Origin of the sequence: Paraburkholderia lebeckiae (assembly GCF_050436225.1) — a bacterium.
Taxonomy (GTDB): Bacteria; Pseudomonadota; Gammaproteobacteria; order Burkholderiales; family Burkholderiaceae; genus Paraburkholderia; species Paraburkholderia tuberum.
Map to the genome: position 1 here is coordinate 880,549 of NZ_JBNDLU010000001.1, position 26,066 is coordinate 906,614.

The window sequence follows — 26,066 nt, forward strand, 5'->3', positions numbered from 1 at the left end:
CGCGCCGATCGAGGCCATCTGAACGACTGAGTCACGTTAGGGGTTAAGCCTCACGGCACCAACCGGTGTCCAGTTGCGCGTATGACGCGACCAGCGGGCCGGATTGCATGCGCGTGACTTTCACCACGTACAGTGCGTGACGTGCCGCAAGAAGCGCACGATCGTCGGCGGCATGACGCTGCGCAGGCGTCACGTAGCGGATGCCGCTATGACGATGCTCGAAGTTGTACCACTGCACGAAACCGGCAGCCCAGGCGCGGGCAGCGTTCAGATCGTCGAACCCTGTGACCGGAACCTCCGGCCGGTACTTCGCAGTTCGGAACAGCGCCTCGGCGTAGGCGTTATCGTCGCTGACCCGGGGGGCGTGATTACGACGGCTTGACACCCAGCCAGTGCAGCATCGCCAGTACGGTGGTGGCCTTGAGCGTCGCACCGTTATCGCCGTGCAGCACCGCTTTGGCCTCAAGGGCGGCAATGCCCTCAGCGAGTGCCGTGCGGCGTACCTGGTACGCTGCGTGTTCGGCAGCGTCGCTGTCGTGCACCTCCCGGCCGACAATCTTGCGGCTGTACAGGTCCAGGATCAGATACAGGTAAAACCATCGACCCGAGACGACGCAGCGCGATCGAACCAGCCGTTGGCCACATGAAGACAGACGGAAGACTGGATCGGAACTGGCTCAAAGGCGCGCTGGCCGATGCGATCCACGCGGTGCTGTGCGGCGCAGGTCACAACCTGCGGACGATCCTCAGGAACGCGCCAACTTGCTCTCTCTGTATCGCCCCCAGATTCCAATTTGATCCAGGCGACGACCATTGTGACGCGGGGGCGTACGACGGTCATACGCTGACCGAAGCGCTGGAACACGCAGCAATCCTGTGCGACGCCACGCCGGAAGTCGTCATCGTCGACCTTGGATACAAGGGTGTCGCCGGGCGAGCGCGGGGCCACTGGCGATAGGCCCGGCAGCCAAGGAAAGCCAACGTTGTACAGTGGCCGCCCCGATCGGATCTTCGGGTAGCCACGTAGCATCACCATACCGTTTTGCCAAATTCAGACAAAAACAGGCGAACCCGGTGACCGTGGCCAGAAAGAGCGGAAGAATAGACAAGAATAGGTGCGTTTGACATGATCTAGTCGATTAGTTGTAGAGAAGAAAAAGCATCTATCGTGATAGGTTTTTTGAGACTTCAGACAGTTACGCCATTAAAAATGCGTCGCCAAGCCCAAGCCGATTGCCGTCACGTTGGTGTTCAGGCCAGCCGGCGCACCGAGGCCACCGGGGGGATAGATTGCTTGATTGGCGATGCCGCGGTTCCACAGTTTCTTGAAGAAGCCGTAGAGCATTGTCGATTTCGAGAGCGAATACGTGTAGCCGATAGCCGCCGAGCGGATGATCCAGTTGCCGTAGTAGTTGTTCGTGACTAACTGCTTGCCGTCAGGACCGATATTCAGGTCGCTCAGGCCACCATACGAGACGCGGATCGTGCCAGCGGGGCCGGTCGGCACCGTGAAACCGAATTGCCAACCCTTGTCCACCCGGCCCGGATCGTTCGTACGGATCTGACCCGTAGCGTACAGTTCCATAAATTTCAGGTTGTAGCGGATGCCGAGCACGTTTTCGTACGTGTTGCGAGCAACGGCAGCAGACGGTTGCAGGCTGTGGCCGAAACCGTATTCCGTCAGCAGCGGTCCGTTCTGGTAACGGACAGTGACCAACTGGAAATGCTGCGCAGTTTGCAGGCCTTGGTTGTCGCCCCAGGAGTAGGTGGCGCTGCCGCTCAGTCCGTGGAATTCGGGCGACGAGTACTGAATCGTGTTGTCAGAGCGTGCCGGGTCTTGCAGCATGTTGTACAGCCACGGGCGCGGGTTTTCACCGCCCACCGACCCCAGCGGCGATCCCGGTGCGAGCAGCATCGGATCGAACGTGCCGCCCCAGTCGTAACCCATCGTTTGCAAGCGGCCAGCGATCAGCTGACCGTATTGCTTGCTGTCGAGGCCGACATAGGCGCGGCGACCGAATAGTCGGCCGCTCTGGCCGGACGTGCCGTTGTTGATGTTGAAGCCGCTTTCGAGGGTGAAGATTGCGGACAGACCGCCGCCTAGGTCTTCATTGCCATGCAAGCCCCAGCGCGAACCACCGGCACCGCCGCTGTTCAGGCTGACGGCGTGTTGGCCGGTCGAGTTACCGAAGTAGCCGACAAACACGTCGGCAACGCCATACATGGTCACGCTGTTCTGCGCGTGAGCCGCAGGCGCGAAAGCTGCGGCAACAGCGCAGCCGATAAGCAGTTTACGCAATTCAATGTCTCCTACGTATTGTAATTTGATTTGCAAAGTGCGGCCTCCGCTGCAACGGCGGAGCAGTCCGCGCACGACGTTAGGCATTCACAATAATATTCGTTTATGCCTACCAAATCAAAGGAATTTCAAATTCGTTGTGCTCAAGGGTATTCCCCTGGATGGCTCTATCAGGACGCTTAATACATGTAGTTCGTGTAGGAGGACGAAGTAAATGCAAGAAAGGTGGGGAGCGAACGCAACTCGTGTTCACTGCCAGCGCCAGCACAGAGTTGGCAAGCCCCGCCGCCCCCCAGACGTCGGCTTCAGGCTCACAGCAAATTCGGGGGAATTCGGCATCGAGAGCCAGAGGGGGAGCCCCGGTCACACAAGATGAGCCGGTATGAATTCGAGTGGGGGTTTTCCCGGCGTTTACATAATCCGTTAGACAGCTATACCATTCAATAGGCTAAATTGAATGCAAAACACGCGCTACCGTTTCCAGTTTTTATAAACGCTCCAAAGGAGGCAGGATGTTGGTTAACCAAGAGGATCTCTCCTCGAATAGCACTGCCACGTGTGTGAACGCGTGGCTCGACAGTTTGCAGGGACGGATGGTCACCGCGCTTCTGGGCGTCTTGTTCATCCTCCAGATCGCTCACCAACTCCACTCTGACCCGCGTTGGCACTGGCACGCTGGCACCGGTAAGCTCCCGCATGAAATCGTTACGGAGTTCATGGACGAGGCTTACACAAAGGGTAAGGGCGTCGAGGCATACAAGACGTACTTTGCAGAGAAGGCCGTGGATAACGCGCCGAACACGATCGATCACCAAGACGGCGAACCGATCCCGCATACGGTGAAGAAACTGATCGTCGAAGGTAACGACGTCGCGGTCTTCCACAAGATCGAAGCCGCGCGCGGTCAACCTGCGCAAGACGTCGTCGATGTCTACGAAATCAGCGGCTCTGGTTGGATCATTCGCCACGACCGCGTTGCACAGACGAGCGTCGCTGCCCCCGCGACGGCGGGAGCAACGGCCAAGGCTCCGGGCTAACCAATAAAGAGTGATTAGATTATGTATAACGATCAGAAAACGATGCCGCAACTCGTTGGCAAAGTCATTCTCCTGTTCTGCCGCCTGTATCTCGGTGGCTGGATGTGCGTCAGCGGCACAAGCTATTGGCTCGTGGCCACGGGCCACGCACCGATCTTCCCGCAACCGTTCGGCACGTTGCACGCATCGAACGAACTGCTGGTCACGATGGTTCACACGCACTTCTTCCATATTGTGAAGATTTGCGAAATTGTGGGCGGGGTATGCCTGATTACCGGCTGCTTTGTGCCCGTGGGCCTGCTGATGCTGCTGCCCGTGTCGTTCGTGGTCTGGTACAACGCGATCGTGTTGAACCATCGCTTCGACAAGATGTTCACGCCTTACATGGGCGTCGGCTGTCTGTACATGAATCTTATCCTGATGGTGTGGTACATCAAGTACTACTTTCCGATGATGACGTTCAAACCGACTCTTGGCCGCATCGCCGACTGGAGGAAGTTGCCGAACATTTTCAAGCAGGACGTCGCGGTCCGGAAATCGGATACACGAGTGCGCAACTGATGTGCGCGAGTGAGGGTTGCTACGTTGCATAAGTGACGTAGCTTTTTTTATCTGCATCAAAGGAAAGCGCCATGAAGATGGCACATGAATCACCGTGGAAGTACCTGGCCATGTGGGCCAGGTTGTTTTTCGCATTCCACTATCTTGAGTCAGGGCTTTACTACGTAATTTTTCGATACGTGCCGGATTTCAGCCACGCGGGAAAAGTGGGTACATATATCGGTGCGATGGCAGATGTCGGCTTCTATCAAATGGTCAAGTATCTTGAGACCATACTCGGTACGTTGCTGCTACTCGATATCGCGGTGCCGCTGGCGCTGATCGTCATGGCCGGTATCAGTGTAACGATCGTCTTTCTGAATCTTTTCGTCTCGCCTGATCCGCGTGAATTGTTCACCGGTCTTCAAGAGTTGCTCTTGAACGGCGCACTCTTGCTGGCATACGGCGGATACTACGCAAACTTTTGCCGTGTCAAAGCGAAGCCTTTTTGGTTTTGGGATGGGATGAAACGCCAAGGCCTTGAGCCGAGGAGTGAGTCATGAAGAAGGATTTCATGGTGGTTTTTGCGGTTGTAGTGGCGGTCACGCTGATAGTAATTTTCACTTCGACGATTTTCTTTTCTCGTCATCTGCGACTTTATGACTATGGTCCGCCCTTGGGCGCTGGGATCATTACTTTGGGAATGATGATCCGGGCCGCCTTGTCAGAACGATAAACGGATAGATGCGCCGCCCACAGCCCCGTCTACACCCTCACTTCACCGTCTTGAAGGATGCTTGAAACATGATAAAGCGATTTGCACGTTTCAAATCGGGATGGTCCCCAAACCAAATTTGCCATGACGTTACCGGAGCAATGTTCGCAACGCTTTTGTTTGCGCAGCCGATATGGGCACATGCTCAACCGGTCCAAACGCTCACGATCATGGAATATCGGGCGCACTTGAACTCGAACCAACCGACAGTGCGCGGCATGATCAAGTTCGCGGCACTCGTGAACGAAGAATCCAATGGACGCCTGGCAGTGACAGTGAGTGGGGCGGCAGTTCCGGGATCGCCCGAAGATCAGATCAAGACGTTGCAAGAGGGCGGTCATGGTGCCCCTGATATGATGCTGCTGGTTACGCCGGCACTGCGTCATGTCGAACCCGAATTCGAGATCATGGACCTTCCGTTCGTGGTCCACAGCGATCGCCAAGCGCATGAACTGCTGGACGGTCCCTTTGGGCAGAAATTGATGTCAGGTCTCCAAGGCCATGGACTGACGGGTCTCGCATGGTGGGAAAATGGATTCCGGCAGATCACGACGTCGGGGCGGTCGTTCGAACACGCTAATGATCTGACGGACCGTCCGGTTCGTGTGATTCCGGAACCGGCATTCGTCGAGACGTTTAAGGCCTTGGGTGCCAAGGTCGTCGGTCTTCCGTATCCCGAGCTATATGAGGCTCTCAAGTCAGGACGAGTGGCGGCTCAAGACAACTTCTACTCGCAAATCTTGGTCGGCCACCTGTACGATGTTCAATCGGCCGTGACGGTCACGAATCATTCCTATAGCGCGATAGCCGTCGTTGCCAACTCCGCAGTATGGGGGAGGTTGTCGGTTCGGGACCGAAATGTTTTGCAACACGCGGCGGTAGAAGCAGGGCGCTATGAACGCGATCTGATTAGAGAACAGGCGAGAACGGACAGGGCCACAATTGCACGTCACGGGATGATTGTTTATAGCCTCTCGCCAAGAGAGATTGCAAAGATGGAAGCGATGACAGAGCCCGTCCGGCAGCAATTTTTCCGCAACTACGACCCCGAGATTCTCGATATCTACCGGCGTCAGATAGCAAAGCACTAGATAATACGGTGATTGACGAAAATATAACCATCGGGGCAAAACAGGACGCCAAATTGGCGTCTTTCTCTCGGCACACGCGACTGATTCCTATGATCGTCGCTGTGCCGATGTTTTTACAGGCAGTCGATACATCGATACTGGGTACGGCACTTCAGTCCATTGCTGCGTCGTTGAACGTTGAGATACTTCACCTCAATTTCGCTATCAGCGCGTATCTCTTGAGTTTGGCGCTGTTTCTGCCCGCGAGCGGCTGGCTCACGGATCGCTTCGGTACCCGCCGTGTTTTCTGTTCGGCAGTCGCGATATTCTCTCTGGCGTCGGCATTGTGCGGAGCCGCAACCTCCATCACTCAAATCGTTCTGTTCCGGATATTGCAAGGCCTCGGCGGCGCGATGATGGTGCCGGTCGGACGGTTGATCCTCTTGCGCAGCATCCCGCCTGCGCAGTTGGTAATGGCGATGGTGTGGTTTACCGTGCCGGGGACCATCGGTCGTGTCTTGGGACCGCTTCTCGGAGGCTTCATCGTCACACTGGCGTCATGGCGGTGGATATTCCTGCTCAACATCCCTTTCGGTGTCCTGGGAATCTTGTTGTCACTAAAGTTCGTGCCGGATTCGCGATCCGAAAGAACGGAGCGATTCGACCTGACAGGGTTCGTTCTGATGGCGATCGGACTTTCTGGGGTGGTCTGCGGCGTGGAAACTATCGGGCGCAATTTTGTTCCGCTGAGCGCTACAATTTTCGTCACGAGCATCGGTATCGTGGCGTCGATCGCCTATTGGATCTATAGCCGAGATCGTACTGACGTGATAATCCCGCTTAGCATTTTCGGATATAAAGCATTCAGTATCACAAATATTGGTGGTATGCCGTTACGAATAGCGGTGGGTTCGGCGCCTATTTTCGTTCCGCTGCTTTTGCAAGTGGGCGTGGGATTCACGCCTATTCAATCCGGATTGACGAGTGCCTGGCTTTCGGTTGGTGCCTTTGGAATTCGGCCGATCCTGCGGCGGGCTATTAATAAATTCGGGTTTAAGCCTCTTATGATTACAGCGACCGTATTGTCGGCTGCTGCATTTGCAACCTATGGTTTGTTTTCGCCGGGAACATCAATTTATTTCATGTCTGCTGTGCTTTTCATGGCGGGCATCGTCAACTCGCTTGGAATGATCACGATGAATACGGTCGGATTTTCCGGCGTTCCGAAGGCTATTATGAGCAAGGCAACAGCACTTTCTACTATGATGCAGCAGACGTCGATGAGTTTTGGTGTCGCTCTATGTGCTTTCTGCTTGACGATCACTGCACAGACTCACGGGCATAGTGCGGAGCATTTGACGATGAGCGATTTTCCGATGACGTTCTTTATCGTAGGGGCCTTGAGTTGTCTGTCAGTGGCTGCGTTCATCAGTCTCCCTGCTGATGAAGGTGCCGAGCTGCGATAAGTAATCGAGGACAAGACGATGAATAAGGGAAATGCATCGTCAGTGGGCAGCGATTACGGACGGGATTTAGGCGAGCATTTTTGTGGCTACGACGCTACAGTCGCTTCCCATGCTTCATACTCCGCCGCATCTGATTGTCGACGAGACGTTCTAGAGGGAACACCTTGGACGCAAACCGTTAGACGAATAAGCCCGTCCCGATGAATTGCAGTCAAAAGTTAGACGCCGATCTGATGGACCTGCACAACGGTCAAGTTGTCACCTACCAGATGGACCAGCGGCCCGGCTTTGAACTAGACCGTGTTAGGAACTTCGAAGTACTGGGATTGCATGGACAAGCATAAGCATGGCGAAGACGACAAAATGCAGACCTGCGAGTGTTTCGGGCAAGCGTTCGTGGTCACGTGCGAGGCGTCGAAAGCGGTTGAGCCGTCCGAAGCTGCGCTCGACTACCCATCGACGTGGCAACGGCACGAAACCCTTTTTCGCTTCATCGAGCTTGAGCACCTGGAGATCAATTCCCTGAGCGCGCGCGGCCTGCGCAGGAGCTTCGCCCGTGTAACCCTGATCGGCAAAGGCCACTTTCACGGTTTCTCCCGTTGCCTGCTGCACCTGGCGCGCCAGGTCTGCCACCTGTGCGCGCTCCTGCTCGTTGGCCGGTGTCACGTGTACGGCGAGCAACTGACCCAGCGTGTCGACCGCCATATGCACCTTGCTGTCACGCTTGCGCTTGTAGCCGTCATATCCTGCGCCTGGACCGCTGTCACATGTCGATTGCATCGTACGGCCGTCAAGGATCACCGCGCTGGGCTGCCCCTGCCGCCCCTGCGCGACATGGATGATCGAACGAAGATCACTCACCATGCACTCGAAACAGCCGGCCGCCAGCCATCGTTGCGTCTGCTGGTACACGAGTTCCCACGGCGGAAAGTTGGTCGGCAGCATTCGCCACGCAGCCCAGCGCGAGCCATCCAGTGCAACGCATTGAACATCTCGCGCAACTCGTATTTACGCTGTGGTGCACTCTCATCCATCAACGTCAGATACGCTGCTACGAAGCTCCATTCTTCGTCTGACACGTCTGTCGGGTAGGCTTTACGTTTCTCTCTTGTCATCCCTCCAGGGTGATATGACTTCTCGTGTCAATATGATCGGTTCTGTGTTTTCGATGTTTGAATTTCCTGAGGGCGACGTAGCAGTAAATCTCGACGGTGGATCAAGCTGATATCCGCGGATTGGCTACCGCATTACAGATGTCCGCCCAATGAGCCTTCCGCTACCTACCACCGCAATTCGGATGAGATCCGTTGCCTACCCTGGTCGCGGGTTACTCGTGTGCCGGGCTACGCCGCCTTCAGGAAACTCCTGCACGTGTCGTTACGGTGGATGCAGACGCAGGGCATTGCTGTACATCATGGCATCTGTGTCTCGCGCGGTATGGCCAGCGACAAGGAGAGCCGGCAGATGTCCCAGATGAATCCGCTGAGTTCACGGGCAACTGCGACTACGGCGATATTCTTCTGCTTGCCGCGCGCGACGAGTTTGCGATAGCGTCGGCACAAGCGCACCTGTGCGTCCCAGGCTCGATCTACAATCGGTTTAGGCAGACCTTCGTGACGACGCTGAATATCGGGGCTCACACGCGCAGGGTGGCGATAGCTCCATGCAGCTTCAACTAGTAGCTTTCTTGCATAACTGTTGCCGCTTTTAGTGATGCTGCCCTGACGACGCTTGCCGCCCGATGAGTGCTCGGACGGCGTCACCCCGAGCCACGCCATCAACTGGCGTGGGTGCACGAAGCGTGAGAGATCGCCCAGCTCGGCGAGCATGCCCACTGCCGTGGTGAACTGGACACCGCGCATTGCCTGCAGGCCCAGGACGGCGGGATAGAAGCGCCAGTTGACGACTGCCTCACGCAGCGCGGACTCCAGCCGGTCACATTGGGCGAGCCGGTCTTCGATCGCGCGACGTAGCTCTTCAAACGCAAACTGCTGCCACGCACTGTCGAAGCTGTATGCGCTCAGCCAGCGTCGGTGCGCCGGCCCCCAGTCGGCAGAGCCGGTGTAGCGCACGCCGTGCGACAGCAGAAAGGCTTTTACCCGTTGCCGTGCACGCTTGAGGTCGTCCTTGGCAATCACCCATGCGCGGGCCAGATCCCGGAATGCTTCATCGTCGATGCTGGGGACGTATACGGCCGACAGGTCGCCGGCACGCAGCGATCGGACGAGCTTGACGGCATCACGTCTGTCAGTCTTGATGTGCTCACCTGGCTTGCGGGGAATCAGCGAGGGCGCGCAGACCATGCACTGGAATTCTTTCTGGACAAGCTGCCGGTAAAGCCCATATCCGCACGGACCGGCTTCGTAGACGATGCTGACGCATCGCGCTTTAGATTGCAGTCTCTTGCACAACCGTTCCACGTCGGCCTGCGTAGTACCGATCTTGCCGAGCAGTTCAACCTCGCCCGAACCAATCGCATAGGCGACCGTGATCGAATCCTCATGAACATCAAGACCCACGTAAAGAGTGCTATCGTGCTCCATGCTGGCCTCCGCGTCGGAAATCGCCGGGTGCGGCACGTCCGCACCGTGCGGCTCTGACAGCAATGCTAGCCCGCGTTTGATTCCGTTGCGGCAGGCCAGCCTCTGTCCCGCAGGAAGTCATACTGCCTACCAGGTTTTGGCCGGAAGTTCCTAACACCGTCTAGATTGTTCGGGTACTTCGAGGACCGGATCTTCGTGTCCTCCGGCAGCAGGCCATCGGCCTTCATCTCACGCACCGCTCGGTGTGAGGCGGCATACCCATCCAGCGTGATCGTCTCCGGCAGCTGGCCCTGATGTTTGATTGCCTTGCTGAAAAAGGCTTTGGTCGCGGACGCATCGCGCTTCGCTCTGAGCATGAAGTCTGCCGAATGGCCAGCTCGATCTGCCGCACGATACAGATAAACCCATTTGCCACGAACCTTCAGGTAGGTTTCGTCAATACGCCATGATCGCCCTGTGGGTATGCCAAAACGATTCCAGCGCTTGACGGACTCCGGCGTGAAGCGCTTCACCCAACGCATAATCGTGGAGTGCGCTAGCGACAAACCGCGCTCGGCCATCATCTCGACCAGATCGCGCAGGCTGAGCTAAGGTACCAGCGCACGCAGAGAATGATGATCTCCCGATCAAAATGTCGCCCATCAAACACCGCCTCCAGGCCCTTGCGCTTGATCATCACCGACCACCAGATTGTTGGGCTGAATTCTTTAATCGATTCGGGGAGCCTATTTGCATCAGAACCATGCGACATTCCTTCTGCTTATGCCGGGAAGCACAAAGATGAAGATTGCCGCTGGATGACGCGCAACGAAGCTGTAGCATCGACGAAATCAACATGTTCGGAAACGGCGACAGATCGGGTTCGAGTTCTTCGTCGTCTTACTCTACCAGCACATGGGCTGCGTGCCGGACCCTGTCACGGTGACTATACTGAAAGGGGTCGCCTCAATCCACGCGCGCCTCGTTCAGGCGACGGGCGCAGGATGTCAGCGCGAACATGTCTGGCCGCGGGGAGAAACGTATGTTCAAGCATCTGTTGGTGCCGACCGATGGTTCGGCCCTCTCCGAAGCCGCATTCAAACGACGGTGACGCTCGCCATGGAAAGTGGCGCCAAAGTCCCGGGGCTCAATGTCATCCCGGAATTTCATGTCCTCGCATACGGCACCGAAATGATCGCGGACACCGAGGATCGAGTCGTCCAGGCCACTCGAAAGCGTGCGGTTGACTGCCTCGCGGTCATCGCAAAAGCGGCCGCGCAAGCAGGTGTCGAGTGCGATACGGTTGCCACGAACCGCACCCTATTGTCCCGTGAGCTTCACCGGATCCCGGTCCGGTGCGCGGCTCACACCGCCGTCGGCACCACGACGATGCCGGCAACGGTGAACGTGGACTCCGGGCTTTCATGTATGCGCGGAACACGTAGGCCCAATACCCTGACAAGGTCGTGCATACAGGTCTAGAATGAAATTGGCGTTGCGTCGTTGGCGAAACGCTTTTCCCGAAACGGAAAGCGGCTGGCGACGTGGCCTGGAATCCCCACAGGACAGTGTCGCTCACTGCAAACGTGCGGATTTGGTTTCGATTTAATCAGGACCAAATAGGTCCCGATTAAAACGGGAGACGTTTCTATGTTGCGCATGAGCAAACTTGCCGATTACGGCACGGTGATCATGACCGCGATGGCGCGCGATCCGGATGCCGTCCACAGCGCAAGCAGCATTGCGACGGTGACCGGCGTCGCGATGCCCACGGTGTCAAAGGTGCTGAAAGTTCTGACGCGGGGTGGTGTCGTGGAGTCGCTGCGCGGCACAAACGGCGGTTACCTGTTGCCTCGACCGCCCGGGCGGATCACGCTGGCGGAGGTGATCGCCGCTGTCGACGGCCCGATCGGGATGACCGAATGCAGCACTACGCCAGGCCTGTGTATCCAGGAGGCGGCGTGCGCGGTGCGCGCCAACTGGCAGAAGGTCAATCGCCTGATCTACGAAGCGTTGCAGCAGGTCACGCTGGCGGACATGGCGGGCCCCGCCTTGCGCGCGGTCGATATCAGCGCGATCCGCGCCCGTAGTATCCCCAGCCACCGCGCGGGCGCGATGCCTGCACGCATGTCGACTGACGGAGGCCACGCATGAGCGCATCCACAACCGGTTTCGATGAACTGATCAGCCGCGAATACCAGCACGGTTTCGTGACTGATCTGAAGGCCGATGCGCTTCCGCGCGGGATAAGCGAGGACGTGGTCCGGCTCATTTCGGTGAAGAAAGACGAGCCGGCGTTCATGCTCGAATGGCGACTCGCGGCCTATCGCCACTGGCTCACGATGACCGAACCGCATTGGGCGACTGTTGAACACCCGCCGATCGACTATCAGAACATCATCTATTATTCCGCGCCGATGACGAAGAATCGTCCGAAGAGTCTCGATGAAGTCGATCCGGAACTGCTACGTACCTACGAAAAGCTGGGTGTGCCGCTGAGGGAGCGCGAACTGCTGGCGGGCGTAGCGGTGGATGCGGTATTCGACAGCGTGTCGGTAGCGACTACGTTCCGCGAAAAGCTGGCGGAACTCGGCATTGTGTTCTGTTCGTTCTCGGATGCCGTACAGCACCATCCCGAACTGGTGCGAAAGTATCTCGGCTCGGTCGTGCCGCACACCGACAATTTCTTTGCTGCGCTCAATTCCGCCGTGTTCAGCGATGGGTCGTTCTGCTACATCCCGCCGGGCGTGCGCTGCCCGATGGAACTGTCGACCTACTTTCGTATCAACGCCCAGAATACCGGGCAGTTCGAGCGCACTCTGATCGTCGCGGACAAAGGCGCGTACGTGAGCTATCTGGAAGGCTGCACCGCGCCGATGCGTGACGAAAACCAGCTGCATGCCGCTGTGGTCGAACTGGTCGCGCTGGAAGGTGCACAGATCCGCTATTCGACGGTGCAGAACTGGTATCCGGGCGATGCGTCGGGCAAGGGCGGCATCTACAACTTCGTGACCAAACGTGGCGACTGCCGCGAGGCGAATTCGAAGATTTCATGGACTCAGGTGGAAACCGGCTCGGCGATTACGTGGAAGTATCCGAGCGTGATCCTGCAGGGCGATAACTCGGTCGGTGAATTCTATTCGGTGGCGCTGACCAACCACTATCAGCAGGCCGATACCGGGACGAAGATGGTTCACATCGGCCGCAATACGCGCAGCACGATTCTGTCGAAAGGCATTTCGGCTGGCCGCGGCAAGAACGCGTATCGCGGCCTCGTGAAGGTCGTCCGTGCGGCGGAGGGCGCGCGCAACTACACGCAGTGCGATTCGCTTTTGCTCGGAAACCGTTGCAGCGCCCATACATTCCCTTACATCGAGGTCAAGAACCCGACCGCGAAGGTCGAACACGAAGCATCGACATCACGCATCGGCGAAGACCAGTTGTTCTATTGCCGGCAGCGTGGGTTGTCGCCGGAAGATGCTGTGTCGATGATCGTGAACGGCTTCTGCAAGGAGGTCTTCAAGGAGCTGCCGATGGAGTTTGCTGTCGAGGCGCAAAAGCTGCTCGGCGTCAGTCTGGAAGGCGCCGTGGGATAACCCTCAGCGATTCGAAGGATTCGGACCATGCTTGAAATCAGCAATCTGCAGGTCGAAGTCGACGGTAAGAAAATTCTGCATGGCATCGATCTGAGTGTAAATGCCGGCGAGGTGCACGCGATCATGGGCCCGAATGGCTCGGGCAAGAGCACGCTTGCCCAGGTGCTGGCCGGGCGCGAGGACTTTGCTGTCACGGGCGGCGAGGTCTCGTATCTCGGCCGTGATCTGCTGGCGCTCGCACCCGAGGAGCGCGCGCACCAAGGACTGTTTCTCGCGTTCCAGTATCCCGTCGAGATACCCGGCGTGAGCAACATTTATCTGCTGAAGGCGGCGTTGAATGCGCAGCGGCGGTATCGTGGCGAGCCGGAGCTCGATGCGATGGAGTTTCTGCAACGGGTCAAGGAGAGGATAACGCTGATGCAGATGGACGAGAGTCTGCTGTATCGCGCCGTGAACGAAGGTTTTTCGGGCGGAGAGAAGAAACGCAACGAGATTCTGCAGATGGTCGTGCTGGAGCCCCGGCTCGCCATTCTCGACGAAACGGATTCCGGACTCGACATCGATGCATTGCAGATTGTCGCGCAGGGCGTCAACAGCATGCGCAGTCCAGAACGGGCGATCGTGCTCGTGACGCACTATCAGCGGCTATTGGACTACGTCGTGCCGGATCGCGTGCATGTGCTGGCGAATGGCCGGATCGTGAAGTCGGGGTCCCGTGAACTGGCGCTGGAGCTGGAGCGTAAAGGCTATGGTTGGATCGACGATGAAGCGGTGCAACCAGAAAATAGAGCAAGCCAGGAAAGTGCGGGGCGTCCATGAAAAACGAATCTCTCGACTATTTCCATCAGGCTTTTGGGCAACTCGCGAAGACGTTGCCCGGCGCTGAATTTCCGTGGCTGCGTGATGCGCGCCGAAGCGCGTTCGACCAGTTCGACGCGCTGGGTTTGCCGACCACGCGGCACGAGGACTGGAAATACACGAACGTGTCGGCGCTTGGCAAGCGTCCCTGGCATTTCAGGGCACAACGCACCGACCTCGTCGACCTCAGCGGCGGTAGGGACGGGCGCCGCATCGTCGATGAACTCGAGCTGGACCCTGCCGGGCATCGACTGGTCTTTGTCAACGGCCGGCATGTGCCGCGGCTGTCGAAGCTCAACGGCTTGCCGCATGGTGTATTCGTAGGCTCGCTCACGCGGGCGTTGAAAGAAATGCCGCAACGGCTGGAGGCGGCGATTGTCTCGCCGGAATATGCAGACGGCTTTGCCGCGCTAAACACGGCGTTTATGACGGACGGGTTTGCCGTCGTGCTGCCGCCTGGCGAGGTCATCGATCAACCGCTGCAGATCCTGTTCCTGACCGACGAAGCGAATCTTGCGGTGCAGCCGTTCAATATCGTGCTTGCAGGAACACGCTCGGGCTGCACGATCGTCGAGCACTTTTTAGGGCTGAGCGACGACGCGTACTGGACCAACGCGGTCACCCGCATCGTCGCAGACGAACAGGCGGATGTGCAGCACTACCGGTTGCAGCGGGAAAGCTCGAAGGCTTTTCATATCGCGTCAGTCGCCGTTGCGCAGCAACGTGGCAGTTGTTTTACCTCACATGCGTTCGCGTTCGGCGCCGCGTTGTCGCGCACTGGTATCGGCACAAGCCTGAACGCCGAGAACGCGCAAGCCACGTTGAACGGTCTTTATTTCGTTGGGGGCCGGCAGCACGTCGATCACCACACGCGCATCGATCATACTGAGCCGCACGGCACGAGTCGCGAATACTATCGCGGCGTGCTCGACGGCGCTGCGCGCGGCGTGTTCAACGGACGCGTCATCGTGCATCGCGATGCGCAGCAAACGGACACGCATCAGGCGAATCACAACCTGCTGCTGTCGCGCAATGCGGAGATCGACACGAAGCCGCAACTCGAGATCTACGCCGACGACGTGAAATGCACACACGGCGCGACGGTCGGTCAACTGGACGACAGCCAGCTGTTCTATTTACGTGCACGGGGCATCGAAGAGCGTATGGGGCGGGCGCTATTGACATACGCATTTGCGCGCGACATTGTCGAACGGGTGCGCATCGATTCGCTGCGTGGCCGGCTCGAAAACCTGCTGTTCGCGCGCACCCCGGAAGGGGAGCGTATCAGGGAGTTGCTATGAAGCCGATCGAACAGATGCAGACGCCCGATCCGCGCAATGTCGAGCACTGGCGAGCCGATTTTCCGATTCTGGGAGAGCGCGTGCATGGCCGGCCATTGGTCTATCTCGACAATGGCGCCACTACGCAAAAGCCTGCCTCGGTCATCTACGCGGAAAACGCTTACTACCGGCATAGCAACGCCAATGTACACCGCGGCGTGCATCTGCTGTCTCAGCGCGCGACCGATTCATTCGAGGCCGCACGCGCGAAGATTGCACGCTTCATCAATGCGCAGCGTCTGGAAGAGATCGTGTTCGTACGTGGCACGACCGAAGCGATCAATCTAGTCGCCCAGAGCTATGCTCGCCCGCAAATCAAGCCCGGCGACGAAATCCTGATTAGCGCGATGGAGCACCATTCGAACATTGTGCCGTGGCAACTCGTCTGCGAGCAGACGGGCGCGGCGCTGAAGGTCGTGCCGATCGACGATACGGGCGCGCTCGATGCCGACGCGTACGAGCGTTTGTTGAGTGAACGTACGCGGCTGGTCGCGATGACTCATCTGGCCAACGCGCTCGGCAGCATCAATCCGGTGGAGCGCATCGTTGCAGCGGCACGCGCGCGGGGCGTGCCGGTGCTGCTGGATGGTGCACAGGCAATCGCGCATCTGCCGGTCGACGTCCGCGCGATAGATTGCGATTTCTACGCGTTTTCCGGGCATAAGGTGTACGGACCGACTGGCATTGGCGTGCTATACGCCAAGGCCGCACTGCTTGAAGCGATGCCGCCATGGCAGGGCGGCGGCGACATGATCCGCTCGGTAACGTTCGAGAAAACGGAATACAACGCGATTCCGTGGAAGTTCGAGGCGGGTACGCCGAACATTGCCGGCGCGATTGCGCTGGGCGCCGCACTCGACTATGTCGACAGCATCGGCATGGAAGTCATCGCCGCGCACGAGAACGAACTGCTCGCCTATGCGACGGCCGCGCTGCGGGTGATACCGGGCTTGCGTTTTATCGGTAGCGCACGCGACAGGACAAGCATTGTGTCGTTCGTGCTCGACGGCGTGCATGCCCATGATGTCGGCACGATTCTCGATCGTCACGGCATCGCCGTGCGTGCGGGCCATCATTGCGCGATGCCGGTGATGCAGCGCTTCGGCGTACCGGCTACCGTGCGCGCGTCGCTCGCCCTCTACAACACGCACCAGGATATCGACGCGCTGATCGAAGGCCTCGTCAAGGTCAGGGAGATATTCGGAACATGAGCGATCTACGTGATCTGTATCAGGAGGTTATCTTCGACCACTACCGGCGGCCGCGTAACTGTCATGGACTGTCCGGTGCCAATCACACGGCTGAGGGCTATAACCCGCTGTGCGGCGACCGGATTACGCTGTATCTGCGAATCGAGGACGGCATCGTCAAAGAGGCGAGTTTCGAAGGCGCAGGCTGCGCAATTGCGACAGCATCAGCGTCGCTGATGACCGAGGCGCTGAAAGGCAAAACGGAAGCAGAGGCCGAAGCGCTGTTCGGGCGTTTTCACGACATGGTGACAACACCCGCTGCAGGGCAGGCGGCAGCCGCGCCGGAGATGGGAAAACTGGCGGTGCTGTCCGGCGTGCGTGAATTTCCCGAGCGGGTGAAGTGCGCGACGCTCGCCTGGCATACGCTGCACGCCGCGCTGCACGACGAGGATCGCCCCGTTTCGACAGAGTGAGGCAGACGATGAGCACATTCGACTGGCTGAAGCGCGCCGAGGCCGCACAACCCGGCAGTGGCACAACGACAAAACATCTTGAAGACCGCGTGATCGACGCGCTGCGCACCGTGTTCGACCCGGAGATTCCGGTCAACATCTACGATCTGGGGCTTGTTTATGGTCTTGACGTGGACGAAGCCGAAGGCCGCGTTGAGATCCGCATGACGCTGACCGCGCCCGGCTGCCCGGTTGCGCAGACCTTCCCGGCGACGGTGGAGGATGCGGTGTTCTCGGCGAGCGGAGTGAACGACGTGCACGTTGAACTGGTGTGGGATCCGCCGTGGTCGAGAGACCGGATGTCGGATGCGGCGCGCCTGCAATTGGGGATGCTTTGACATGTCCGACTGGGTCGATGTCGCCGCGATCGGGGATTTCCCCGCTGGGTCTGTACGCAGCGTCGAGGTCGATGGCGCGCAGGTTGCTGTGTTCAACGTCGACGGCACCTGTTATGCAATCGAGGATGTCTGCCCACACGACGGCGGCATCCTGACGGGCGGTGTTGTGGAAGGCGACGTGGTCGTCTGTCCGCGCCACGGTGCACGGTTTTGCATCAGGACCGGGAAGGTGTTGGCGCCGCCGGCATATGAGGATGTGGTGGCATTTCCGGTGCGGATCGAGGCCGACGTTGTTCAGGTCCGTGACGAGCGATGGGATTGAGGTGCGCTGTTTTTCCGGGTTTTTTGCGACGCCTCCGCTCCAGACGACGTTCTGCCGACCGACGCGAATGCTGATGGGTTCGGCACTGCTGCTGATCGCGGCCATCTTCTGGTCGGCCACTATCGACGCGAACACCGGCGGGCAAAGTTGCTGAAGCACCTGGAGTACCTCCCGCAATGGCCCTGGCGAAGGCATGGCCATTGACGTCGCGGGAGGTCGACAGCGTCGAAGGGACGACGACGCAGCATGAAGGCGGACGCGCTATTCCTGCATGCTATCGAAAGCCGGTAACTACCGTTGCTCTGTTCGCTGCGGCTTCATCGCTGATGCAGCAGGCGTCGCTTTCCATTGCGCGCGAGTCGGACGTTGAGGCTGATTGTTGATCAAAAAGATAAAGGCCGCGGCCGTCCTGACATTGTCCGCAAGTCGTGACTGGCATCATGTGGATGCTGTGGATGCGTCACCCTGCGCGCTCTTTTCGCCAGCTTGAATTGAGTCTGTCGTCCGCCTTTCGGGGGGCAGCGGTCGGTCCCATTCGCCGCGTCGCATGGTAAGACCCCGCGCTGGCCACGGCAAACATGACACAGACGTTCCGGCCCGCGTTCGGCTTACCGACGAGATCGCCAGTGTCGGACGACATCTGGATTTATCGCTGACGGATGTAGTGGTCCGATACGACATTGCGTTGATGGATCCATGCAATCGCCAGTTCGATTGCCTGGTCCCACGCTTCTTGCATGTCGCCAAAATCGCCCTCGACGCCGAGCGTCCGGCTTTCGCTGTCCCGATCCGTGACAATGGCCGCGGCTGCATAGCGCCCCCGCTCCGACATCGTCACGAGCGGCCGGATCACGAAACCACGGTAGGTAATGTCTTCCCTCTGCATAGTGCCTCCCAGTAGCCAAGGAAACGCCGTCACAGCGCTGTGCGCGTCTATCGAGTCGCGCGCCATCATCACGTGACGCAAGCACCGCGCCCGAAGCGCTGCTGCTGGCGTCACGCGATACGGGTGACGATCATCGCCCGATGCTGCAAATGAGCAGACTTGATGCCCGCCCCGATGCAGCTCTACAAGCTGAGCTATCGGCCCGGCTAGCCCGATATTCATCCGCTACCGGCGCGACTTGCCTGCCCACTAGCCGATATCGATCGTGCGGCTCGCGGATCGCGACGGCTCCGATTTCGGTACGGTCAACGTGAGCACGCCGTTGTCGAACTTCGCCAGGGCGTGCTCGGGGTCGGCGTTTTCCGGCATCGGGATCGTGCGCACGAAGCTTCCATAGGCGCGCTCAAGCCGGTAGCAGCCGTCTTCCTCGCTGCGCACGTCCTGTTTTTTCTCGCCGCGCAGCACGAGCGACCCATCCTCGACGGTGACGTTCAGATCCTCCCGCTCCATTCCGGGCAACTCGGCGGTTACCCGCAATACCTGCCCATCATCGACCACGTCGATGCGCGGCTGGAAGCGCGATGAACTGAAGTCGCCAAACCATCGTTCCAGAGCACCCCGTCCGGCGAACGGATCATGAAAGAACTCTTCAACTGCACGCCACGGTTCGCGCGAGAAGAATCGTGGAATATCGGAGAACGCGGCCCGCCACTGTTCGCTTGCCGGCGGGCCTTCCGGGCTGTCCGCGCCGGACTTGCGCCCCGCGCCACGCAGGAACTTGAAGGGATTCCACTTCTTTGGGTCGGTGTTCATCGCATCCTCCTCTACGGTCTGGCAGGAGAGCCGGATATGGGTCATTTCACCGAAACAACGACTTCGCCGCCTACTTACACTCAACGTGCCACCTCCGGGCCGCGGCGGTCGAGAGGTGGTGGCCAGACGGCCACCACCGGGTTTCCACCCTGTCGCTGTCGCCCGCACTGCTAGTTCGTGCGGACCTCGATGCGGCGCGGCCGCGCCTCGTCGCGGCGCGGTATCGTCAGCTTCAGCACGCCGTCCTTCAGGTTTGCGTCGATTTTCGAGGTGTCGAACTCGGCACCAAGCGAGAAAGCCCGCGCGAAGTGAGGCTGGCGGATCTCCGCATGCTGTACGCGTAGCCCCGCTGGCGTGGGCACCACCGCCTCGGCCTCGATGTACAGGTTGCCGTCATGCACCTTCACATCGAGCCGGTCCCTTGTTACGCCGGGCAGATCAGCCCACAGGGTGACACCCTGGCTATCCTCGAAGATATCCACGGGCGGCGTTAGCGTGATTCCGCGTTGCGACTGCTCGTCTTCGCGCCGGGACACTGCCGTTTCATCTTTCCGGGCGAGTTCTGTCGTGTCGTTCATGATGTCCTCCTCAGTTCCTTGACGCATTTCATTGAACGGTGATGGCCCGCGGCTTGGACGCCTCCCGCTTGCCGATGCTCACGGTCAGGCAGCCATTGGTGTACTGCGCCGTCACCTTGTCGGGGTCGGCATGCTGCGGCAGTTCAATGACGCGCCGGAAAGAGCCGGTGAAGCGCTCCTGCGCATAGGTACGCGTGTCGTCGCCAGCCGCGTCCGGCTGTGCGGTCCCGCGTTCGCCGCTAATGGTCAACAGTCCTTTGTCGATGGATACGTCGAGGTTCGCCGGATCGATACCCGGCGCGAACGCGACGATTTCAATCGAGTCGTCGGTCGAACCAATGTTGACCTGTGGGAATGCGCCGAAGCGCCCGGAACGGATGCTGGAGGGGAAGCCGCCGAACAGGTTTGCCATCTGCCGCTGCAGACGGTCGAACTCGCTGAAAAGGTCGGTCCCGAAGTAGAGATCACTCATGGTCGTTTCCTCCTATAAACCAGCAGGAAGACGAACTGGCCTACGCGCTCCAGTCCGTCCGCCATGCTGCCGGCAAACAAATCGAAACACGCAGCGCGCCAAAACATCCCGGCGCGACTGCCTGAGCGATATCTAAAATAGGACTGGAAACGGAAATTTCAAGGAGCTATGGCGACTTTTTGTTCTTGAATTCGGATTGCCATACCCCTATTTTCACGACACCCTGCAACACCCTGCGAGGACACCATGGAATTCGAATACGACTGGTTCACCCTTGGCCGGCACCGTATCCGGTTGCGCTCAACAAAGGGTTTCCCGACCGGGACGATGCGCACGGCGGTCGAAGTCATCCGGCTGGCGATCGACAGCAACATGAGCGCCCGGGCGCGGCTGGTTGAAGTGGTGTGCCGGCATGATTCCGCTTACGAGATCGCTGTCGGCACCACGTTCGCCGACGACCGGTTATGCGCGCCGCACCTGGAAGCGGCGGTCGCGACGGTGCTGGGGCTGCAACCGGCGCAGATCAACATCCTTGTGACCGTCGTTACGCAGGAGGAGGTCGACCTGCACTTCGGTGTCTACGAAAGGATGCTGGCTGAAAAACTCGGCGTGGTGCCGCCGATCCAGTAGCGCGCGCGGCAAGGATGGAGCGGTTGATCGGAAACTGATGCGGAAAATAAAGGTCGATTGTCGGCGAGGCAGCCCACGTCGATCTCGTCGATGCCGCGATCCTCGATGCGGTCCGTGAACGTCCTGACGGCGGCCTTGAAAAGACGCGAGTAGTGGCGGTATGAATCGAAGTCGGTCGGCAGCGGGATCGCGTCGGGCGCGAGCGCGGCGGCCTTCATGCCCATCGCCGAGAACACGCCGAGCGCGCGCGCCTCGTAGGTCGCGGGGGTCACGACGCCGCGGCCCGCGTAATCGCGCGGCGCCTGCTGCCGTCTTCGAGCACCTGCGGCGCGCTGTTGCGGCCGCCGCCGATCAACACCGCGCGGCCGCGCGCAGTTCCAGATAGCGTAGCAGTTCGGCGGACGCATAAAACGCGTCCATATCGAGGTGCGCGATGCGGCGGGTTGGCGAATTCATGGGGATTGACGCGAACGACGGCAATGAACGGGAGCGGCGAAGGCGCGCGTTCCGATCGCGCCAGCCCGTCAGGGTACCTTGCCGCGATTTCCGCCGGTCAGGGCCGCCGCGGTCGGGCGCACGCGTGTCGTTCAACGCAATGTTGAAGAAAAGCGGCTTCAGAAACTTCGCGCTGTCGACGGGCGCGGACCCCGACGAGAAGCTCCATGCATGGACGCGGGCGGGGCGCGTCGATAGCGATGAATGGAACTACGCGGTCGCACGATCGGCGACGCGCGCGCTTGGCGTCGTCGTCAAGGGCCGGCGCACCAGCCTGCTGAGAGACTGGCCCGGCCTGCTGGCGATGTGGCTGTCGATAGGCGTCGCGATGGGCGCCGGGTTCGGCGGCTTCGGCTGGTTCGCGTTCAAACGGATCGCGCGGCAGGTGTCGTTCCTGGCATCGCTCGAATGGGCGCAGGGCTGGCTGTTCGCGAAGGCCATGCGCCGCGAGGAACTGGTCGCATGTCTGCCGGCGCGCCACGCGTCGCACGCGCCGGCGCAGCCCGCGATCCAGTAGTTCGGCGCCCGGCCGTGCCGGGCGCGATGCGCTTACTGCTTGACGCCTTCCGCCTGGATATGCAGCGTGGTCTTCATGTTGAAGCCGTACGCCTTGCCGAAGTCGATGCCGAAATCGTCGCGATTGAACGTCGCGACCGATTCGGTGCCACACACTTCGCGCTTCAGCATCGGGTGCTGGATGCACTTGAACGATTCAATCTTCAGATTGACCGGTTTCGTGACGCCGTGCAGCGTCAGCGTGCCGATCACTTCGACCGGCTTGTCGCCGTCGAAGCGGATCTTCGTGCCCTTGTAGGTCGCGGTCGGGAACTTAGCGGTGTCGAAGAACTTGTCGCCGACCAGTTCCTCGTTGAGCTTGTCGTTGCCGATGCCGACCGAGGTCAGGTCGATCGTCGCCTCGACCGTGCCGGTCTTCGCCGCGCGATCGAGCACGACGGTACCGCTGCTTTTCTGGAACTTGCCGCGCCAGATCGACAGGCCGCCGAAGTGGTCGGTCTCGAAGCTCGGCGACGTGTGCGTCGGATCGAGCAGGTAGGTTTCGGCGGCGGCCATCGCGTTGAACGAGCATGCAGCGGCGAGCGCGCCGGCGGCGAGCAGGAAGGATTTCTTCAAGTTGGACTCCAGAGGTCGAAGGGTAAGGCGGTGCTGCGGCGTTGTGGGTTATTTCTTCGCCGCGACCAGATGAAATTTGATGACGACTTCGTCGGCGACCACCGACGTGTCTTTCCAGTCGCCGGTGCCGACGTCGAACTGCGTGCGCTTGATCGGCAGCGAGCCGTCGAAAGTTTGCATGGCGCCCTGGCTCGCGATCACGACCGGCACGACGACCGTTTGCGATTTGCCTTTGATCGTCAGCTTGCCGGTCACCTTGTACTGGTTGCCGCCAGCCGGCGCGATCGAGCTCGACACGAAGGTCGCGCTCGGGAAGGCGCCGCTGTCGAACCATTCCTTGCCTTGCGCCTGCTTGTTGTAGTCGTCGGCGCCGAGGTCGTAGCTCGCGGTGTCGATCGACACGTTCGCGCTGCCCGCGGCAGGCTTCGCCGGATCGAAATTCAGTTGCGCGGAGAACTTCCTGAACTTGCCGTCGACGGGCACGTTCATCTGTTTGGTCGTGGCGATGACGCTGCTTTTCGCGAAGTCGACGTCGGCGTGCGCGAGGTTAGCGCCGAGCAGCGCAAGCACCGCGAAAGAAGCGAGCGTCGCGCGATGAGCGGAGTGATAAAAGGGTGTCTTCATGATGGTACGCATCCTATCCGAGCTTCGCGGCCTGATTGCACACCGCGAGGAATTTGATTGCCAACCAGTCGTAACCAATCGACAGGAGTTATGGTTTTCTTCAAGCTTTCGTATCGTCATGCGCGGGTCTTCAGAAACGGCACCATGCGCGCGAGCAATCCGTCGCGATCGATGAACTGATGCTTGAGCGCCGCGAGCACGTGCATCAGTACGAGCGCGAGCAGCGTGTAATTGAGCAGCACGTGCACCGTGCGCAGCGTGGCCTTCAGCGCCTGATCGGGACCGGTGATCGTCGGCAGCGGCAGGATGCCCAGATACACGACCTGAATGCCGGCCGCCGAGCTGTAGAAATAGCCGGACAGCGGAATCGCGAGCATCAGCAGATACAGCAGGCCGTGCACCAGATGCGCGGCGGCCTTCTGCCAGCTGGGCGTCGCGGCATCGAGCGCGGGCGCGCGATGCGTCGCGCGCCACAGCACGCGCAGCAGCGCAAGCGCGAACACGGTCACGCCGATCCATTTGTGCCATGAGAAGTACTTGAGCTTCGTCGGCGTGAAGCCGGGGATATCGGTCATGATCCAGCCGATGTAGAAGCCGCAGATCATCAGCGCGGCGACCAGCCAGTGCAGCGCGATCGCCGCGCCGTGGTAGCGCGTGGGAGCGCAAGCGTGTGTTTGCATCGTGTTCTATCCGTTGCTCGCGAGAAGCCGCGTGAGAATGCGGATAGTAGGGATGCCAATTCAAACCGAATAGGCGGGTGCGCGGGAACAGATCGTTGTCGCGGTGATGTCAATCGTGTCGAAAGGCATGCGCGCTGAAGGTACGCGCATGAAGGCACGCACACTGCTGTGGAGCGCTCGCCGTGGTACCGCTGTGGTAATTTGTTGCCCCGAACTACAAGGTTGCGCGCTTTGCGCAGCCATCGACATAACCCATTATTCGGGCTTTAAGCCGTGAATTCCATTTTTCTTTCCTGGAGTATTGCCGCGTTCGCCACCGCCGGCGTGATCACACGGCCGTTCAAATGGCCCGAAGCCGTGTGGGCCGTCGGCGGCGCGGTGCTGCTCGTCGCCCTCGGCCTATTGCCCTTGCATCTCGCGGTCGAAGCGATCGGCAAGGGCACCGACGTCTATCTGTTCCTGTTCGGCATGATGCTGCTATCTGAAGTCGGCCGCCGCGAAGGGCTGTTCGACTGGGTCGCGGTGCTCGCTGTCAATCATGCGCGCAGTTCGCCGCGCAAGCTGTTCGTGCTCGTGTATCTGTTCGGCGTGGTGATCACCGCGTTTCTTTCCAACGACGCCACCGCCGTCGTGCTGACGCCCGCCGTGTTCGCGGCGGCGAAGAAAGCGAAGACACCGCCGCTGCCGCTGCTGTTCGTCTGCGCGTTCGTCGCCAATGCGGCGAGCTTCGTGCTGCCGATTTCGAATCCGGCCAACATCGTGCTGTACGGCAATCACACGCCGCCGCTGGGACCGTGGATGCTGCGCTTCACGCTGCCGTCGGTGCTGTCGATTGCCGCGACCTTCGCGATGCTGCGCTGGACGCAACGCGAGGCGCTCGCTGGCGTCTGCGAGGCAAATCTCGACGCGGTCGAGCTCTCGGCGAGCGGGCGCGTCGCGCTCGCGGGCATCGCGGTGACGGCCGGCGCGCTGTTGACGGTCTCCGCCTACGACATCCAGCTCGGCCTGCCGACCGCGATCCTCGGCACGCTGACCGCGCTCGTCGTGCTGATCAAGGAGCGCAGATCGCCGCTGCCGATGATGCGCGAAATTTCGTGGAACGTGTTGCCGCTCGTCGCCGGGCTGTTCGTGCTGGTCGAGATGCTCGATCACACCGGTGTGATCAACATATTCGCGGGTGCGTTGCGCCGCGCGACCGAACACAACGAAATGGAAGCGGCCGGGTGGGCCGGCGCGAGTGTCGCGTTCCTCAGCAATCTGATCAACAACCTGCCGGCCGGCTTGATCGCGAGTTCGACCGTGATGCAGGCGCATAGCCCCGAGCGCGTGATCGACGCGCTGTTGATCGGCGTCGACCTCGGGCCGAACCTGTCGATCACCGGCTCGCTCGCGACGATCCTGTGGCTCAACGCGATTCGCCGCGAAGGCGAAGACGTCAGCTTCATGAAGTTTCTGAAAGTCGGCGCGCTGGTGATGGTGCCCGCGCTCGTGCTGGCGCTTGGGGCACGGATATTAACTGGCTGAACGGTTGCCGGATCCGCCCGCCATCGGCGGGCTTGTGCAGGAGCCGACGCGGTTCGCGCCGGCGAGCTGGTCCAGTCGCGCGCCGACCGAGCGCAGCCTCGCTTCGAGGCGGGCGACGCGCTGGCGTTGCGCGGGCACCATCGACGAACGGTTCAACGCATGCAGCCGACGCTGCCAGTACGACAGCGGAAAACGGTCGCGCCCTGAAAGTGCGTTGAAAACGACTTCGAGGTGGGCGATTTCCTTGTCGACATCTTGGTAATTCATCACAAAGGTCCAGGAAAGAAGGGTGGATAGGGGCGCGCGAACCCGACACGGGTCGCAAGGTCCGTTCCATCCCGCCTATATGTAGTCAATATCGGCCGTGA

28 protein-coding genes and 6 pseudogenes are annotated in these 26,066 nt (G+C 59.8%); 19 read left to right on the plus strand and 15 right to left on the minus strand.

The annotated features are described in order from the left end of the window. Positions 1 to 36 precede the first annotated feature (36 nt). Positions 37 to 611, minus strand: a pseudogene (locus OKW45_RS04150) (transposase); the annotation flags it as partial. On the opposite strand from OKW45_RS04150, the pseudogene OKW45_RS04155 reads away from it, so the two are divergent. Next, positions 608 to 748 (plus strand): annotated as a pseudogene (locus tag OKW45_RS04155) (IS5/IS1182 family transposase); the annotation flags it as partial. The pseudogenes OKW45_RS04150 and OKW45_RS04155 overlap by 4 nt on opposite strands. Before the next feature lie 181 nt (positions 749 to 929). Here the strand turns inward: OKW45_RS04155 and OKW45_RS04160 are convergent. Together OKW45_RS04160 and OKW45_RS04165 are read right to left on the minus strand one after the other, a co-directional pair. Beyond that, a pseudogene (locus OKW45_RS04160) lies at positions 930 to 1,128 on the minus strand (glutathione S-transferase); the annotation flags it as partial. Positions 1,129 to 1,204: 76 nt separating this feature from the next. Continuing rightward, the gene (locus OKW45_RS04165) at positions 1,205 to 2,386 is read right to left on the minus strand and encodes a porin (RefSeq protein WP_429466142.1); all 1,182 of its coding nucleotides are present in this window, start codon (positions 2,384 to 2,386) and stop codon (positions 1,205 to 1,207) included. A 425-nt stretch (positions 2,387 to 2,811) separates the two neighbouring features. Between OKW45_RS04165 and OKW45_RS04170 the strand changes: the two genes are divergently transcribed. The 6 genes from OKW45_RS04170 (at position 2,812) to OKW45_RS04195 (ending at position 7,187) form a co-directional block, all read left to right on the plus strand. Then, entirely contained in the window at positions 2,812 to 3,336 is a 525-nt protein-coding gene (locus OKW45_RS04170) for a hypothetical protein (protein ID WP_429466144.1), read from the plus strand. Between the two features lie 42 nt (positions 3,337 to 3,378). After that, positions 3,379 to 3,897, plus strand: coding sequence for a DoxX family membrane protein (locus OKW45_RS04175; protein ID WP_429466146.1), 519 nt, complete (start codon positions 3,379 to 3,381; stop codon positions 3,895 to 3,897). A gap of 71 nt (positions 3,898 to 3,968) precedes the next feature. Next, complete coding sequence (locus tag OKW45_RS04180) at positions 3,969 to 4,439, plus strand: hypothetical protein (protein ID WP_429466148.1); 471 nt, start codon at positions 3,969 to 3,971, stop codon at positions 4,437 to 4,439. Further along, positions 4,436 to 4,612, plus strand: a complete 177-nt coding sequence (locus tag OKW45_RS04185; protein ID WP_018424920.1) for a hypothetical protein — start codon at positions 4,436 to 4,438, stop codon at positions 4,610 to 4,612. Before OKW45_RS04180 ends, OKW45_RS04185 begins: the two co-directional genes overlap by 4 nt. A 68-nt stretch (positions 4,613 to 4,680) precedes the next feature. Continuing rightward, a complete protein-coding gene (gene dctP, locus OKW45_RS04190) occupies positions 4,681 to 5,742 on the plus strand; it encodes a TRAP transporter substrate-binding protein DctP (protein ID WP_429466150.1) in 1,062 nt (353 codons plus the stop codon). Between the two features lie 8 nt (positions 5,743 to 5,750). Continuing rightward, positions 5,751 to 7,187 (plus strand): MFS transporter, encoded by a 1,437-nt coding sequence (locus OKW45_RS04195; RefSeq protein ID WP_429466152.1) that lies wholly within the window; start codon positions 5,751 to 5,753, stop codon positions 7,185 to 7,187. A gap of 303 nt (positions 7,188 to 7,490) precedes the next feature. Here OKW45_RS04195 and OKW45_RS04200 read toward each other — a convergent pair. The 3 genes and pseudogenes from OKW45_RS04200 to OKW45_RS04210 all read right to left on the minus strand — a co-directional run bounded on the left by OKW45_RS04200 (position 7,491) and on the right by OKW45_RS04210 (position 10,406). Beyond that, positions 7,491 to 8,302: pseudogene (locus OKW45_RS04200) on the minus strand (IS5 family transposase). Positions 8,303 to 8,599: 297 nt separating this feature from the next. Further along, complete coding sequence (locus OKW45_RS04205; RefSeq protein ID WP_429466154.1) at positions 8,600 to 9,730, minus strand: IS110 family RNA-guided transposase; 1,131 nt, start codon at positions 9,728 to 9,730, stop codon at positions 8,600 to 8,602. Positions 9,731 to 9,795: 65 nt separating this feature from the next. Beyond that, positions 9,796 to 10,406 (minus strand): annotated as a pseudogene (locus OKW45_RS04210) (IS6 family transposase). Between the two features lie 953 nt (positions 10,407 to 11,359). On the opposite strand from OKW45_RS04210, the gene OKW45_RS04215 reads away from it, so the two are divergent. The 9 genes from OKW45_RS04215 (at position 11,360) to OKW45_RS04255 (ending at position 18,248) form a co-directional block, all read left to right on the plus strand. Beyond that, on the plus strand, positions 11,360 to 11,863 hold the full coding sequence (locus tag OKW45_RS04215; protein ID WP_429466156.1) for an SUF system Fe-S cluster assembly regulator: 504 nt from the start codon (positions 11,360 to 11,362) through the stop codon (positions 11,861 to 11,863). After that, complete coding sequence (gene sufB / locus OKW45_RS04220) at positions 11,860 to 13,305, plus strand: Fe-S cluster assembly protein SufB (RefSeq protein ID WP_429466158.1); 1,446 nt, start codon at positions 11,860 to 11,862, stop codon at positions 13,303 to 13,305. Before OKW45_RS04215 ends, sufB begins: the two co-directional genes overlap by 4 nt. Positions 13,306 to 13,332: 27 nt before the next feature. Further along, entirely contained in the window at positions 13,333 to 14,124 is a 792-nt protein-coding gene (gene sufC, locus OKW45_RS04225; protein ID WP_429466160.1) for a Fe-S cluster assembly ATPase SufC, read from the plus strand. Beyond that, complete coding sequence (gene sufD / locus OKW45_RS04230) at positions 14,121 to 15,464, plus strand: Fe-S cluster assembly protein SufD (RefSeq protein ID WP_429466162.1); 1,344 nt, start codon at positions 14,121 to 14,123, stop codon at positions 15,462 to 15,464. The genes sufC and sufD overlap by 4 nt, the downstream gene beginning before the upstream one ends. After that, positions 15,461 to 16,714 carry a SufS family cysteine desulfurase gene (locus OKW45_RS04235; protein WP_429466164.1) on the plus strand — a complete coding sequence of 418 codons (1,254 nt, stop codon included), beginning with the start codon at positions 15,461 to 15,463 and terminating at the stop codon, positions 16,712 to 16,714. Before sufD ends, OKW45_RS04235 begins: the two co-directional genes overlap by 4 nt. Further along, positions 16,711 to 17,166: a Fe-S cluster assembly sulfur transfer protein SufU gene (gene sufU, locus OKW45_RS04240; RefSeq protein WP_018424930.1), complete on the plus strand. Its 456-nt coding sequence runs from the start codon at positions 16,711 to 16,713 to the stop codon at positions 17,164 to 17,166. The genes OKW45_RS04235 and sufU overlap by 4 nt, the downstream gene beginning before the upstream one ends. Before the next feature lie 8 nt (positions 17,167 to 17,174). Then, positions 17,175 to 17,543 (plus strand): SUF system Fe-S cluster assembly protein, encoded by a 369-nt coding sequence (locus OKW45_RS04245; RefSeq protein ID WP_429466166.1) that lies wholly within the window; start codon positions 17,175 to 17,177, stop codon positions 17,541 to 17,543. 1 nt (position 17,544) lies between these two features. Beyond that, the gene (locus OKW45_RS04250) at positions 17,545 to 17,865 is read left to right on the plus strand and encodes a Rieske (2Fe-2S) protein (RefSeq protein ID WP_018424932.1); all 321 of its coding nucleotides are present in this window, start codon (positions 17,545 to 17,547) and stop codon (positions 17,863 to 17,865) included. Positions 17,866 to 18,041: 176 nt separating this feature from the next. Continuing rightward, complete coding sequence (locus OKW45_RS04255; RefSeq protein ID WP_429466168.1) at positions 18,042 to 18,248, plus strand: hypothetical protein; 207 nt, start codon at positions 18,042 to 18,044, stop codon at positions 18,246 to 18,248. 263 nt (positions 18,249 to 18,511) lie between these two features. Here the strand turns inward: OKW45_RS04255 and OKW45_RS04260 are convergent, their stop codons facing one another. The 4 genes from OKW45_RS04260 to OKW45_RS04275 form a co-directional block, all read right to left on the minus strand. Then, positions 18,512 to 18,751 carry a hypothetical protein gene (locus OKW45_RS04260; RefSeq protein ID WP_026226611.1) on the minus strand — a complete coding sequence of 80 codons (240 nt, stop codon included), beginning with the start codon at positions 18,749 to 18,751 and terminating at the stop codon, positions 18,512 to 18,514. A gap of 249 nt (positions 18,752 to 19,000) precedes the next feature. Then, positions 19,001 to 19,564, minus strand: coding sequence for an Hsp20/alpha crystallin family protein (locus OKW45_RS04265; RefSeq protein ID WP_429469243.1), 564 nt, complete (start codon positions 19,562 to 19,564; stop codon positions 19,001 to 19,003). 170 nt (positions 19,565 to 19,734) lie between these two features. Then, complete coding sequence (locus OKW45_RS04270; RefSeq protein WP_018424935.1) at positions 19,735 to 20,142, minus strand: Hsp20/alpha crystallin family protein; 408 nt, start codon at positions 20,140 to 20,142, stop codon at positions 19,735 to 19,737. Between the two features lie 28 nt (positions 20,143 to 20,170). Beyond that, entirely contained in the window at positions 20,171 to 20,614 is a 444-nt protein-coding gene (locus tag OKW45_RS04275; protein ID WP_018424936.1) for an Hsp20/alpha crystallin family protein, read from the minus strand. 246 nt (positions 20,615 to 20,860) lie between these two features. On the opposite strand from OKW45_RS04275, the gene OKW45_RS04280 reads away from it, so the two are divergent. Continuing rightward, the gene (locus tag OKW45_RS04280) at positions 20,861 to 21,244 is read left to right on the plus strand and encodes a hypothetical protein (RefSeq protein ID WP_184008185.1); all 384 of its coding nucleotides are present in this window, start codon (positions 20,861 to 20,863) and stop codon (positions 21,242 to 21,244) included. A gap of 80 nt (positions 21,245 to 21,324) precedes the next feature. Here the strand turns inward: OKW45_RS04280 and OKW45_RS04285 are convergent. Continuing rightward, a pseudogene (locus OKW45_RS04285) lies at positions 21,325 to 21,700 on the minus strand (Y-family DNA polymerase); the annotation flags it as partial. Positions 21,701 to 21,824: 124 nt separating this feature from the next. On the opposite strand from OKW45_RS04285, the gene OKW45_RS04290 reads away from it, so the two are divergent. Continuing rightward, a complete protein-coding gene (locus tag OKW45_RS04290; protein WP_429466170.1) occupies positions 21,825 to 22,256 on the plus strand; it encodes a hypothetical protein in 432 nt (143 codons plus the stop codon). A 32-nt stretch (positions 22,257 to 22,288) separates the two neighbouring features. Here the strand turns inward: OKW45_RS04290 and OKW45_RS04295 are convergent, their stop codons facing one another. The 3 genes from OKW45_RS04295 to OKW45_RS04305 all read right to left on the minus strand — a co-directional run bounded on the left by OKW45_RS04295 (position 22,289) and on the right by OKW45_RS04305 (position 24,174). Then, on the minus strand, positions 22,289 to 22,870 hold the full coding sequence (locus OKW45_RS04295) for a YceI family protein (protein ID WP_429466172.1): 582 nt from the start codon (positions 22,868 to 22,870) through the stop codon (positions 22,289 to 22,291). A 48-nt stretch (positions 22,871 to 22,918) separates the two neighbouring features. Continuing rightward, positions 22,919 to 23,494: a YceI family protein gene (locus OKW45_RS04300; protein WP_429466174.1), complete on the minus strand. Its 576-nt coding sequence runs from the start codon at positions 23,492 to 23,494 to the stop codon at positions 22,919 to 22,921. Positions 23,495 to 23,610: 116 nt separating this feature from the next. Further along, entirely contained in the window at positions 23,611 to 24,174 is a 564-nt protein-coding gene (locus OKW45_RS04305; protein WP_429466176.1) for a cytochrome b, read from the minus strand. A 273-nt stretch (positions 24,175 to 24,447) separates the two neighbouring features. Here OKW45_RS04305 and OKW45_RS04310 point away from each other — a divergent pair, with 273 nt between their 5' ends. Further along, positions 24,448 to 25,698 (plus strand): arsenic transporter, encoded by a 1,251-nt coding sequence (locus OKW45_RS04310; RefSeq protein WP_429466178.1) that lies wholly within the window; start codon positions 24,448 to 24,450, stop codon positions 25,696 to 25,698. Here OKW45_RS04310 and OKW45_RS04315 read toward each other — a convergent pair. Next, on the minus strand, positions 25,687 to 25,965 hold the full coding sequence (locus OKW45_RS04315; RefSeq protein ID WP_429466179.1) for a hypothetical protein: 279 nt from the start codon (positions 25,963 to 25,965) through the stop codon (positions 25,687 to 25,689). The two genes, OKW45_RS04310 and OKW45_RS04315, sit on opposite strands and share 12 nt — an antisense overlap. Positions 25,966 to 26,066: the final 101 nt, after the last annotated feature.